This window comes from Pseudomonas sp. E45-MNA-CIBAN-0222, assembly GCF_040310405.1.
In the GTDB taxonomy this organism is placed as follows: Bacteria; Pseudomonadota; Gammaproteobacteria; order Pseudomonadales; family Pseudomonadaceae; genus Stutzerimonas; species Stutzerimonas stutzeri_AC.
The window spans coordinates 13,138-25,474 of sequence record NZ_JBEOPU010000014.1 but is presented as its reverse complement, the minus strand read 5'-3'; the positions used below and the strand labels follow the sequence as shown (position 1 = coordinate 25,474).

Genomic DNA, 12,337 nt, shown 5'->3' with positions numbered 1-12,337 from the left:
CGCCAATCAGTCGCTGGACGACGGAGCCCCACTCAGCGCCCTTACCATTGCCGGCAGGGCTTCGCCGAAAAAACTGGAATTGACCCGCACCACCTCGACGAACAGCTGCACCGAGACGGTCGCCGGCAGGAACCACAGCTGCCAGCGCTTAAGGCTGGTCGTTACCAGTAGCACCTTGCGCAGCTCTCGGGCATGCGTTACGGCATAGCGGTTGATCTGATGGACGCTGGCTGGACTGAACAGCTCGACCAGGTTGCCAGCCGACTTTCCGTATTGCTCAAAGTGGCGGAGCTTCACGGGAAGAATCTGCACTTCACGCCCCATCACCTCGACGGTGACTGGATCAGGAAACAGGATTTTCAACTCACTCATAAAAACTCCGGGCAATAAAAAACCCGCCGAAGCGGGTTGATTAATAAATGAATGCTACTTGTCGAACCACGGCTGCACCGGCATCGGTTCATCGGCAAGCTCAGACAGCTTCCGGCCAGCCGTGCTCAATTCGTCTCGCGCAGCCTCGAAACGTCTCTTTGCCATTTCAAATTGTTGATCCGCCGCGCCTACATCTTCAAGAGAAGTCAGATATGACAATCTTTTTTTTGATCTCGAAAGAATTTTCGCACTAGCCCCGAGCGCCGCAATCTTTTCGCTCATCGTGCTGGCAGAGTCATGCCTTGCGGTTGCAACATCTAGCTCTGCTTTCATCTGCGCATCTGAAAGCGCCAGATCCGAACGACCTTGATGGCTGACGGAGTAAGACTCGTAGGTAGCATGACCTGCCTTCTTTACCGAAAGGCTGATTTCTGCCCGACGCATATCAGCGAAACTAGAAAGAAAGGAACGAGACGCTCTTATATAGTCAGCGGTCGCCCCCTTCAGGCCTGGCAGTGAAGAATCATCCATTGCCAGAACTTGTGCATTTAGGTCATCTAAGCTTTGTATTCTTCTGGGAAGCTTTCCAAGGAATTCAGCGGTAGTCCGGTTAGCCTTCTCGTCTAGCATTTCGGCGACATAGCCGTTTGCAGATCTCATGTAACGCCCAGCTTCGTCTATAGCTGCCTGCTTTCTGTACTCAATCAGCCCGAAGTAACCGCCAACGACTAGCAGGATAGATAAACCAATCACTCCAGTGACGGCAGATAGCGCGCCTCGCCTTACTGGCCTCGGAATCGCCGATGGGGTTGAACTGCTGAATTTGACTCCACACTTCACGCAGTCATCCGGGCTGCGCTGCATCTCGCTCATCGTCGGCTCATATTTGCATTTCGGGCACTGCATAAGGTTCCCTCCCATTGATGAGGGAAATCTATCACGACGGCAGAGCCAAAACCCAGCACATGGCTGGGTTCTGTCTGAAGCTGATACCTAACTCGCGGCCTGCATTGCGTAGCCGCCTCCCGCTCCACGCTGGCTGTAGATGCGATAAATCTCATCACGGCGCTCGTCCAAGGTGCGGAAGCCCATGCCAATCTCTGAAAAGTGCTCATTGAAGTTGGACAGCGGCCTTGAATCCGTCATACGCGCAATGGCGTAAATCCCGGACTTCATCGCCCACTCCATAGCGAAGTGGTAGTGACTCATCATCAGATAGAGCGCCTGCACTTCACGCTCCGACAGCTGCATGCCTTTGGCTTGGCTGCTTTCGAGCCATTCCCCCTCCAGCACGTAGGCCGCAATGTACTGGCAGGCTGCGTCCAGCTTTTCGGCCGGGATCAGCTCGGTGCGCGGCACGTTGAAGCGAGTGTGGAGAACCGAGTGCATCCGGTGGCGCGCCTGGCGCTGAACTCCCACCGGGAGCACCGACACCTTCTGACTGATCACTCCACCGATAAGGTTTGCGCCTGACACGCCGATCACATCATTCACCAGCGTTGCCATCTTTCTGCTGTCGTCGGAGTAACGGCCGTGCTTGCGGATGGCCGGAAGCACTTCAGCGGTCACCCACTTCTTGAAGCGCTTGGCTTCGGCTTTCCTGCTGCGAAGGATCAGCGAGTAAAGACCTGACTCGTTGATCAGAACAGGCTTTCTTCCCGAACCCGAATACTGTTCGTGTTCGCGTTTCTCTTCATCATCAAGCCCGATCAAAGCCTTGTTCGTGTCCATCAGCGCCAGCGCGGTACAAACGTCCTTCGCGAAAAACCATGGCTGATCGTCATCCAACAAAGCGCGGACGGGCTGAGCTCCGAAGCTGAACGGGATTACATTGCCTGATGCTGTGTTAAACTTGTCCATGTGAATATCCTTGCCAGTGTGTTCACGTTGTACGAAGCCTCAGGTGTTCCAGCACTTGGGGCTTCCTTGTTTCTGCCTACCGCTATTCGACCAGGTAGCTTCCACGCAGCTTGCTCATATGAGTTCGCCCGTGCGGTATCGCTCCGCTGCCATCGACAACCGCAACGGAATACTTGCCTTCGAGCGCCGGGTAAACCCGCGTCTCTAGCCAGCCCGTAACCGACGTGTTGCCTGCAGCTTTGCGCTCGTACCCGTAATCCTGAACGAGATCCCGTGGATTTCCTCGGACAACGATACGAACCTGCTCGACCTCAAACACGAGGTCTTCGAATGTTGATATTGATATATTTTGCGTCATCACTCCCCTCCATGTGGGCGCCAGTACCGGCGCTGAGGGGAAATATAGACCCAAGCAGAAACACTAGCAAGGAGTTATTAGGCAGTTAATATGGTTTTCATATGATTTTCATATGAAGCGCGGACACGGCGCACGCGCCAAAGCCCACCGATCCGATGGGCTTGGACTCGGGCGCTTAGGCGATGGTGTTCTGCACTTCCCACTGCCACATGGCGGCTTCGTCGGCGTCCATGATGTTCGGGTCGGCCAGTAGCTTTATCTGCACGGGGATGGTGCCGAACTCTGCCCCCTGGTTCAGTGGCACACCGCCGTTGAGAGCGATCTTGCAGTAGAAGCACTGGATGCGGCGCTTCTCGCCGTTGCCGCCTTCGTTGGTCTGGCCGGTCATCACGCGGTAGAACTTCTGGCCGGTGGTGAATGGCTTGATGACATCCACGGTCGGGTAGCTGTAGTCCACCAGGATCGGCAGGCTGCGCAGCTCACCTTCCGGCGGAGTGGTGGCTGCGATGGCGGCGGCCAGCGGACCGCCCGGCAGAATGCGAATGCCGTAGGGGCCGACCGCGTAGTCCACGTTGCGGGCATAGGTGGTTGCCCCGTCCTCGCTGGTCACCGCAGTGACTTCAAGCGGGATGTTGGCCAGCATGATGGCGCGATCGATAAAGGCAGCATGTTCCTCACCGGCTACCGAGCCGCTCGGCACCTGGGTGACGGAACCGTACATGGCAATAGCGGCGGCGCGAGGGCTGAAGGAGACCGCCTCGCCGGTCAGGTTGATTTCGCTGGTGGAGGTCACGCTGTCCAGCGGCGGCAGCCCGATACGGGTCGGGTCATTGATGGTGATTTCGGTCGTGGTCGGTTCAGCGGTAACGTTCTGCAGCTTGAACACTTCCTCGAAGTTCCAGTTCGGCCACGCGGAGACGAAGATCGGGCCGCGGAACAGCTGGGTGTAGTTCATCAGACTCATGGGGTTCTCCTGGCCTGCGGCCGTCAGTTGTAGCTCTCGACGTACAGCACGCCGATGGTGAGGGTGATGCTGTGGGTGGTTTCGCCAGCGCTGGCGAAGCGGAACTCAGCCTGGTCGTCTTCTTCAAGTAGCCCGGGGAATTTGCGTTCGGGCTGGTCCTGGCCAAAGCCGAGCGCCCGAAGGATGTCGACGTGCACGGCCGATAGCGCCGCCTCATCCGCGCTTTTGGAGAACTGGACTTCGATCTCATAGGTGCGCACCCGCGTCGCTTGCACTCCGGCCGCGCTGGTCTTGGCGTCGTGCTGCGGGCGGATTAGCGCGAGTGGCAGCGGCGCCTTGTCTGTAGGTTTTTCCGTCGGGCCGTAAACGCGCTGGAGTTCGGTGTGGAAGCCGTTGGCGGGCTTGATCTGTTCAAGCCGGGAGCGCAGGCCCTGGCTGATATCGCTGGCCTTGGTCATCGCGCCCCCTTTGCAATCTCTCGCCTGATCCGCTTCTCGAATTCCTGTTGCAGGAAGATGTTCGTCCAGCGGATGGTTTGGCCGTCAGTGAGCTGCTTGAACCAGTACGCGACCGAAGGGCCGAGCGCTGGAGCCAAGAAGCCTTTCGCCGCACCACGTACCTTGATGCGCGTGCTCCAAGGCATTCGGCTGAAGCTCGACGGGTTAACGAAGCCAGCTGCAACCTTGTGCCCTTTCGGACCCTTGACCCAGATACGGGCTCGAGTCGCGCTGATCTTGCTGTAGCCCCAGCCGAGATACCGCGTTACGGGCACACCGGAGCTGGACGGGATGACTCGGGCGTTGGTAAGCCGACCACGCGCACGCTTCACGCGCAGTGCTCGGCGGCTGTAAACCGGCGTCAGCGAGCCGCGCAGAGGGTTCACATAGCGAACTGTGCGCGCCTTTGTTGCAGTGGTGTTCAGCGCACCGCGCAGCACCGGATCGACCTGGCGACTGACCTCCGCAAGCCGTGCTCGCGCCATGTCCAATCCGGTAATCTTGACCGAAACCTGCATCAGACGCCCTCCAGCCAAAGCCCACGCACGACGCCGTCGTCCGACTCGTCGGCATAGGCGATCACGTTGTACAGCGTGCCACCAACCAGCAGCTGGTCATCAGGCTGCGGGCGACCGACCTCGATCAGCGCCACCTCGGCGCGAGTTCGGTAGTCAGTGACCTGCCCCAGTTCGTCGCGATATGGCGCCTCATGGGTGAGGTGCACACGGCACGGCACCGGGACGCCTTCTTGCGGCCGGTACTGGGCAGGCTGGCCGATGAACTCGTCAGCGGTGATGCGCAGCTCCGCTTTCGTTCCCATCACGTCGCGGGCGCTGGTGATCTGGAACAGCCGCTCTTCATGCTTCAGGTAGCGGCCCTGTACTAGCCTCTCGCTATACCAGGCGCGGATATCAATCCTTGCCGGGCTACGCAGCCCTACCGGGAACGCAGGATCTGCCGACTCCTTGGCCTGAATTTCAAGCCATACCCCGCCCAGATCGACCGCTTTAAGGTCTGCGTTTACCTCATAAATCAATGCTCGATGCTTCAGTTGTCCGTATTTCATGCCAGGGCCGGGTCCCGGTAGCGAACCAGCAAACTCCTAACTGCTGGAGATATTGGGTCCGCCTGCTCATCAGTGAATAGGATTCCCATAACCAGCAAGGTCGCCGCCTTGATTGGGAACGGCGCCTGCTCATCATCAGGCTCAATACCCCAGCTATCTTCCGGACGCTTGAGGTAATCCACTACTATCGCCGACGCCTGCTCTAGCTTTTGCATGATTCGTGGGTCGTTGTGCGTTTCATCCTCCATCCGGAGGTGAATCTTCGCCTCGGCCAGCGTGATTATTGCCATTAGAGGTCGCTCCGAATGCTCACCGGTTTGGCTGGATCATGCTTGGAAGCACTGTCGCGCAGGTCCCTGCCGTCACGCCCCTTCTTCACTGCAAGACGCCAGTCTGCAGAGCTTCCCGGCACCCCTTCAGGCGCGTCTTTCTGAGCAATCCAATAGCAACCGCCATAAGTGGCGCCGTCGCCCCGCTCGTACTTGGCAGCCTTCTCGCTCGAATACACGCCGCGATCCAGCACCGCTGCGATCCTCAATGACTTCTCGATGATCGTTTCACCGGCCTGAAGCTTAAAAGTTACCGTGCGGCCATCTTCTGAAAGCGAAAGGTCGAAGGATTCAAGTGGCAGAGCATCGCGGCCGTTTTCGCCGTCCTTCGGTACAGGCATGCGATCAGCGGCCTTGTCGAAGGTGTCGCGGGCCTGACGCTCCCAAGAAAGCACCAAATCAGAGAATCTGCGCTCGAATTTAGCGGCAATTTCTTCTGCGCTGGCGGGTTTTGGCGGCTCGAATCCTTTGAAAAGGTTGTCCAAATGGAGGCGTAGCGCTTCCATATCGGCGTCTTTCCCCGGCTTCGGCTCTGGAATGGACCTGATGGCCGCAGCAACCATTTCAGCGAGCATTGGCTGAACGTCTTCAGCCGAAACTGACTTGCCGTTTTCAGGCTTAGGAATCCCAGCAACGGCCTTGCCCACTTCCTCAGATATGAGCGGCATCAGCTCTTCTGCGGTCACACTTTTGCCGTTTTCAGGCGCCGGCAATGCTTTCACCAATGCTTCAAGATGGGATTTCAGAGCATCCATGTCCGCATCAGCGCCAGGCTCACCGTCCTTCGGTGGCGGGATAGCCTTCAGCAGCTTTTGAACGATGGAATCTTCATCGATCTGCATGGACTCGAGGTCCTGCTTCAGCGACTTGATCACCTGATCGCGCTCATCCAGTTGCTGCTTGAATTCCTTACGGATAGCAGCTCCCGCCTGGTCGAGCAGCTTGGAAAATACCGGCGCCAATGCCTTAGCCTGGGCCTCTAGCTCACGCAAGTTGTGCACTGGTCATCTCCTTTTCAATCAGGAACGCCAGCATGCGGGCCTGTTCGTTGATTTCTTCGTCGGCGGGCTCGATGAGTCCGACAGGGAGTTCGGTTGCAGCAGGGTTGAACGGGTCAGGCTGTGCGTCTCTACGCGCAAGTGCTGCAAGGCTGTAGTTCTGCTGCTGCATGTAGATCGAATCGCCGCCCTCGACCGGAGCAAGATCGAAATTCTTGCGGGCCTCGTCGATTTTCTTGATCGACCCTTTCACCAACGCGCCCTCTACCTCTGCCTGCTTCTGCATATCCATCCGCAGCAATGGCCATAGATCCAGCTCGACTCCGTGTCGATCAGGAACGCTCAGCCCTTCATCAAGCAGTGTCTCCATGGCTTCGATCGAGGCCTGAAGAGCGTCGGAGTAGTAAAGCTGGTTGATGTCGTCGACCTTTAGGCCGGCAGGAATTGAGCCGATTCCAACTTTGAACGGCGGGATACCAAACGGTTGGCATATCTGCTCATCCGAATAGCGGAGCTGCTCGACCATCTGAGCATCAACTGACTTAGCCGACAGAGACTCGAATTTCAAGCCATCGCCAACCACCGCAACCTTGCCCGAGTTCTTTCCGGAGAAGTTTTCATTCCAATATGCGGACAGGCGTTTTGCCGTGTCATCGCTGATAGCGCCCGGCGCCGCCAGAATTCCCGAAGGCTGGGCACCATTTCCGAAAAACTCGGCCGATGAGCGCAGGATTCGCATGTTTTTCAGAGCAGGCCAGTTCGCCGCCGCGATTGGCGGGAGCCCGATCAATGGGTGGAACGGGCATATGCATCGGTCGTGAATGATTTCCGACGCAGCTACCAGCATTTGCTGGTCTTCGCCGAGCATGTTGAGGTTATCGACGTACAGCTGGTAAAAGACCTCACCTGAATCCGATACCAAAGGCATGACGCGCATTGGATCAAGGATGTATAGAGCAACCACGACGCCGCGATTGTTGCGTTCCTTAAGTACGTAGGTATTGCCCTGGGTTAGCTTGGAAAGCTGCCAGGCCTCACGGAACTGCTGGTGGGTCTGGTAGTGGTTCGGCTTTCGTAGGACTCGGCTGATTGAGTCAACGGTGACCTCTACCCAAATACCGCTGGCCTGCCGCGCCTTCATCATAAACGGCAGCTTGCCAATGTCCTGAGCAATCCGGGCAATGCAGGCGTATAGCGTTGGGTACTGAATGAGCGTGTCGACGCGCTCTTCCATGTTCCGCTGCCATGCTCCGGTGAACGGCTCGCGGATCATCGGCCACCAGCCGCTGCCGCCAGAAGCCGGAGATAATGCCTTCTCCTGCTTGCCGGTGAACGGCATATGAACTCCAAAAATCCGCATAGTCGTCTTCCGCTTAGTTGCCAGACTGCGCTTTACGCAGAGCTTCTTTCACCTTGTCAGCACCGGCGCGGTGGTGGACCTCAACGCCGCGCTCTTTTGCCAGCCTGTGCAGTTCTTCAGCGCTCAATGCATCGAGCTCATCGGACGGCGGCTCGACAGGCGTCGAGGAAGGAACGAGTGAAGTGCTTGCTCGCATATCGCGGGTCAGGTAGGTGCCACGCCCCAGGCGCTGCAGAATTTCTGCATCCCTACGGCTCATTGGCTGGATTCGGCCTGTCTTGTGTGTGAAATCTACTTTCATGTCGTTCTCCGTGCCGTCTCGTAGAAGGGGCCGCTAGGCAGCCCCTTGAGCCAAACGGCTCGTTTAGCCAGCTGCGACTTCAGGCGTACCCCAGGCCACGCCGGTGAGGTAAGCCACTGCGGAAGCGCGGCGGCGAGCCCAGTTGATGGAGCGCTCAGCTCGGAAGCCAACCAGGTTTCGCTGCCACAGGCTGACCATGACAGTGGTATCGCTGGTCGGGTTATCCGGCGCGCTGTCCATCTGCAGAGAAGCCTCGGTGGACATCGACAAGTCGATACCGCCTTCGTCGCCGACATAGATGTCGGAGGCGTTGACCAGAGCAACGATGCCGGAAGGCACGTATTCGGACACGATGGCCGGCAGGCCCTCGAAAGTGCCGCCGTTCATGGTGATGCCCGGGAACTCGCTCTGGCCGAGCGGGTTGCGCAGCATGCTAAGGGCCAGTGCCGCGGCCGAGTTCATCACCCATACGCCCGAGGTCGGTGCGTTGTTGGCAGCCACGAAGGACATGAACAGAGCGCGTACGTCGGTGCGGATCGCATCAGCATCGTTGCCGCTGGAAGGGATACCGGCAACACCGTTCAGGATCGAAGCTGGAGAGACGCCAGCTACTGCAGCCTTGGCCGGATTGATGAAGTCGATGTCCAGGCGCTCACGCAGCGCGGCGGACAACTGGTCGCGAATGATGAAGTCAGCAGCCGGGCTGGAATCACGAATGACTTCCATGGTGGCAACTGCGATGTTGGCAACCTTCAGCGGCTCAAGCGTGGTGCGAGAGAAGTCGAACTTGGTCAGCGGTTTGGCCTGGCCTTCACCTACCCAGTAACCATCACCGCCAGAAGTCTGTCCGATCAGGGGAACACGGAAAGGAACGCGGCGCAGATCTGGGATTCCGGCCTGGCCGAAACGGCCCAGCAGGGTTTGCGGGCGCAGATACTCGATGAAGTCTGCGAAAACGTCGCCTTGCGGGCCAACGAGAGCGCCAGCCCAGGACGCGTCAGTGGTCGTAGCCGGTGCAACAGCAGCCTTTGTCACCAGACGCTGAGTTGCGCCAATGATCGACTCCTGACCGTCATAAAGCGACTTGGCGATTTGGATAGCATCGCGATGCTCGAGGTGGCCGAGCGCCAGGCACTTTGCAGCGCGAGCGAAGGCAATGCCAGGCTCCAGTTTCTGAGTGTTCTTGGCGCGAACTTGCAGGCCACTGGTCATTTCCAGGGACTTCTCGCCGCGCGGGTCTTCGCTCACAGGCTTGGCATTGGCTGCCTGGGCCTTCTGCATGGTGAGCAGGCGGGAGATGTGCTTGTCGATCGACTCGATCTCAGCCTGCAAGGTGTCGAACTGTTCGGACTCCTCAGCATCCAGGGTGGTGCCCTGCTCTGCCGACTTGGTCATGATGCCTTCCATCTCGACCGACTTGGCCTGACGGGTTTGCTTGAATTCAGCGATTTGTTCAGCGATGGTTTTCATTTCTCGGCCCTCCTGGGGCTTCGGATTTTTGATTGATTTGTTGACGGATGCCGAAGCGCCGGCGGGTAGAGCACGAACAACCGGAAGCAGCTTTTCGCCAAGCGCGGCGCGCTGCTTCTGATCGAGGGATTTAACAGCGGTGATGGATGCACTTGCGTTTGCCGGGATAGTCACGGCCGAAAGCTCGTGCCAGTCCCAGCGGGTGAAGTGAATCCCACCGTTGTCCATGAAGCTGTATTCGATGGCGTTGAACCCGATCGACAGGCCGCGGACAAGCTGGGTTTTGATCGAGTGCCAGGCTTCATCAAGTCGGGCAATCAGCTGGCTTGGCATGCCTTCAGTAGGCGCAACCAGCTTTGCGCGTATCTCAATGCCCCCCTTCACGATCTTGGCCGATACAACCTGGCCAATTGGCGCGTCGTGGCGGTGCTGCCACAGAAGCGGAATCGGAAGCGTGAACTCTGCGCCGGACGGCTCTACAACATCGCCCATCCGGTCAGTGCCAGGCGTGCTGGCAATGCCTACGATCTCGCGCAGGTCATCGTCCACCGCCTTGATATGCAGCGTGCTATAGGCTCTTTTGTCCATTACGGACTCCATAAAACGGAAAAACCCGCTCTAAGCGGGCTTTCTTCTGGTTGATTGCTACAGGAAGATCATCTTGTATTCAGGCTCAGGTGCGGGACGTGCCATCCCTCGACTGATCGCCATGATCAAACCAATGACCCCGTCGATCTTGTTCTCGGGTCGCTCTTTGTTCGGGTAAATGTTGTCCTTCGCGTCCAGCTTGGCGACGACGTTAGAGGCCATCCAAGTGAGGATCGGGCAGTCACCATGAGCGAGCACCTTGCGGAGCGTCAGCGCCTCCAGTTCCTTCATTGGCTCGCTGATGTTCTGCACCGTCTGGCGCACCTCAACCATGACCATCCCCTCAGCCTGCATCTCCTGCGCAATCTGTGTGGCTTGCCAGGGGTCATAGGCGACCTGCTGGACATCGAACCGCCCGGCGAACTCGCGTAGATCCTCCTTGATGACTTCGAAGTCGATGACCTCGCCATCAGTCAGGGTGAGCAAGCCGAGCGCATCGAACTCCCGATACCGCGCCGTGTTGCTATCCAACTCCTCGATCACGCGCGCTTCCGGCAGGTAGTACCGGCCGTGCACATGCCAGAGCGGATCGTCAGCAACTGGAGGGAACACCAGAATGTTGCCGGCGATATCGATCTTGCTAGCCAGGTCGAGCCCGATGAAGCACGGGCGACCTTCGAGTTCGGACAAGCTCTTGCGTGCCGGCGCCTCTCGCCAGCGCAGCATATTCAGCCAGGCATTTTTCGCACCGACCCACTCGTTCAAGTGCTTGGTTCGGAATGTCGCCTGCTTCGTTGCCGACTGCATGGCGTCACGCTGGCGAGCCAGTAGGAAATCTTCGCTAATTGAGATGCCGAAGTTCGGATTCGCCTTTCGCAAAGCGTCTTCAGACGTCCAATCGTCGCCCTGGTCGATGGTGTAGAGCGCCGGCCACAGATCGGGACGGTCGATCACACCCTCGAGCATGCGCTCGGAATCACGTACCAGCTGATGACAAGGCCCGCCGATGCTCGATCCTGCCGTGGTAATCACTAGCATGATCGGCTGCTCGCGGGCGCCCATGCCCGTTTCCATCGTGTCGAACAGGGTTGAATCTTGGTGCTCGTGGTATTCGTCGACCACGGAGCAGGAGGGAGACGAGCCATCGCCTGGCTTGCCGATCACAGGCTCGAATCGAGATCCGTCCGACAGGCAAACCATGTTAGAGGCATTCACCTCGACGCCGTAGTGATCGCGAAGCTCTGGCGTCCGCTCGATCATTTGCTTAGCAGGCCGAAAGACCTCCCATGCTTGCTTTTCGGTTGTCGCGCCGCTGTATACCTCGGCGCCGAACTCGCCATCAGCGACGAACATATAGACGCCAAGACCGCCGCCGATGATTGACTTTCCGTTCTTACGCGGCACGAAGACCAGCAATGTTCTATAGCGTCGGGTGCCGTCCTTCTTGCGCAGCCAGCCGAACGGGATGCACACCGAGAACAGCTGCCAAGGCTCTAGCTTGATCAGTTCGCGCTTTCCGGCCCATTTGCCCTTGGTGTGGGGCAGCAGCTGCAGGAACTTGGCGACACGCTCAGCCTTGGCAGGGTCGAAGCAGTACGGGTAATCGTCCTGCTTGGATAGCTCCAGCTCGTCCAGATGCTTCTTGCAGAGGAGCTGTATCCACTTGCAGGCAACGATCTTTTCTGAAACAACGGCGCGCGCGTAATCCTCCGCAGCTTTAACGCCGGGATACTTGGTCTTTCCTGCCATTACAGGTTCGCGAAGGGGTTGCCCTTTGGCGCCTCTTTCTTTCCGCCGACCTTGGCGCGGTCAGCCGGGGTCATTCCGAACTTACCGAGCAGCGCTTCGAGGCGGACAAGCTTGGTGGACGGGAACTCGACTGGATCGTCTCGGAACTGAGCCAATAGATTCGCAGCCACCTCGAGCGCGATCCGATCGGAGTCGGTCAACACGTCAAGCGGCGCGTACTGCGCGATCTCGTTCCAGGCATGCAAGGCGGCACCGCCGAGATGGGCGGGCGCGTCGGTCAATGGCCCTACCGTGTCAGCGTCCTGGCGTGCGCGGCTGGGGTTCTTTTTGAACGCCCCCGTCAGCTCGAGGACATTGGTCGGCTTGCGTGGTCTGGCCATTTTTCGGGACTTCGAATTTTGTGGAGATGAAAAAGAGGCTCCCCC

At 58.2% G+C, this 12,337-nt stretch carries 15 protein-coding genes; all 15 read right to left on the bottom strand.

The window, feature by feature from the left end; all coding sequences use genetic code 11:
* Window positions 1-6: 6 nt before the first annotated feature.
* The 15 genes from AAEZ08_RS18835 to AAEZ08_RS18765 all read right to left on the bottom strand — a co-directional run bounded on the left by AAEZ08_RS18835 (window position 7) and on the right by AAEZ08_RS18765 (window position 12,292).
* Window positions 7-372 (bottom strand): hypothetical protein, encoded by a 366-nt coding sequence (locus AAEZ08_RS18835; protein WP_500124908.1) that lies wholly within the window; start codon window positions 370-372, stop codon window positions 7-9.
* 54 nt (window positions 373-426) lie between these two features.
* Window positions 427-1,245, bottom strand: a complete 819-nt coding sequence (locus AAEZ08_RS18830; protein WP_500124907.1) for a hypothetical protein — start codon at window positions 1,243-1,245, stop codon at window positions 427-429.
* 120 nt (window positions 1,246-1,365) lie between these two features.
* Entirely contained in the window at window positions 1,366-2,232 is an 867-nt protein-coding gene (locus AAEZ08_RS18825; RefSeq protein ID WP_500124906.1) for a BRO-N domain-containing protein, read from the bottom strand.
* Between the two features lie 82 nt (window positions 2,233-2,314).
* Window positions 2,315-2,590, bottom strand: a complete 276-nt coding sequence (locus AAEZ08_RS18820; protein WP_049325965.1) for a hypothetical protein — start codon at window positions 2,588-2,590, stop codon at window positions 2,315-2,317.
* A gap of 175 nt (window positions 2,591-2,765) precedes the next feature.
* Window positions 2,766-3,554 (bottom strand): hypothetical protein, encoded by a 789-nt coding sequence (locus tag AAEZ08_RS18815; RefSeq protein ID WP_500124905.1) that lies wholly within the window; start codon window positions 3,552-3,554, stop codon window positions 2,766-2,768.
* Between the two features lie 23 nt (window positions 3,555-3,577).
* Window positions 3,578-4,012 carry a hypothetical protein gene (locus tag AAEZ08_RS18810; RefSeq protein WP_278397744.1) on the bottom strand — a complete coding sequence of 145 codons (435 nt, stop codon included), beginning with the start codon at window positions 4,010-4,012 and terminating at the stop codon, window positions 3,578-3,580.
* The gene (locus AAEZ08_RS18805; protein ID WP_500124904.1) at window positions 4,009-4,569 is read right to left on the bottom strand and encodes a hypothetical protein; all 561 of its coding nucleotides are present in this window, start codon (window positions 4,567-4,569) and stop codon (window positions 4,009-4,011) included. Before AAEZ08_RS18805 ends, AAEZ08_RS18810 begins: the two co-directional genes overlap by 4 nt.
* Window positions 4,569-5,117 carry a head-tail joining protein gene (locus AAEZ08_RS18800; RefSeq protein WP_500124903.1) on the bottom strand — a complete coding sequence of 183 codons (549 nt, stop codon included), beginning with the start codon at window positions 5,115-5,117 and terminating at the stop codon, window positions 4,569-4,571. The genes AAEZ08_RS18805 and AAEZ08_RS18800 overlap by 1 nt, the downstream gene beginning before the upstream one ends.
* Window positions 5,114-5,407, bottom strand: coding sequence for a head-tail connector protein (locus AAEZ08_RS18795; protein WP_500124902.1), 294 nt, complete (start codon window positions 5,405-5,407; stop codon window positions 5,114-5,116). Before AAEZ08_RS18795 ends, AAEZ08_RS18800 begins: the two co-directional genes overlap by 4 nt.
* Window positions 5,407-6,447, bottom strand: coding sequence for a hypothetical protein (locus tag AAEZ08_RS18790; RefSeq protein WP_500124901.1), 1,041 nt, complete (start codon window positions 6,445-6,447; stop codon window positions 5,407-5,409). Before AAEZ08_RS18790 ends, AAEZ08_RS18795 begins: the two co-directional genes overlap by 1 nt.
* On the bottom strand, window positions 6,431-7,783 hold the full coding sequence (locus tag AAEZ08_RS18785; protein ID WP_500124900.1) for a phage portal protein: 1,353 nt from the start codon (window positions 7,781-7,783) through the stop codon (window positions 6,431-6,433). The genes AAEZ08_RS18790 and AAEZ08_RS18785 overlap by 17 nt, the downstream gene beginning before the upstream one ends.
* A gap of 34 nt (window positions 7,784-7,817) precedes the next feature.
* Complete coding sequence (locus AAEZ08_RS18780) at window positions 7,818-8,105, bottom strand: hypothetical protein (protein WP_500124899.1); 288 nt, start codon at window positions 8,103-8,105, stop codon at window positions 7,818-7,820.
* Between the two features lie 63 nt (window positions 8,106-8,168).
* Window positions 8,169-10,163 carry a phage major capsid protein gene (locus tag AAEZ08_RS18775; protein ID WP_500124898.1) on the bottom strand — a complete coding sequence of 665 codons (1,995 nt, stop codon included), beginning with the start codon at window positions 10,161-10,163 and terminating at the stop codon, window positions 8,169-8,171.
* A gap of 57 nt (window positions 10,164-10,220) precedes the next feature.
* Window positions 10,221-11,912, bottom strand: coding sequence for a terminase large subunit (locus tag AAEZ08_RS18770; RefSeq protein WP_500124897.1), 1,692 nt, complete (start codon window positions 11,910-11,912; stop codon window positions 10,221-10,223).
* Complete coding sequence (locus AAEZ08_RS18765; RefSeq protein ID WP_500124896.1) at window positions 11,912-12,292, bottom strand: hypothetical protein; 381 nt, start codon at window positions 12,290-12,292, stop codon at window positions 11,912-11,914. The genes AAEZ08_RS18770 and AAEZ08_RS18765 overlap by 1 nt, the downstream gene beginning before the upstream one ends.
* Between the last annotated feature and the right edge of the window lie 45 nt (window positions 12,293-12,337).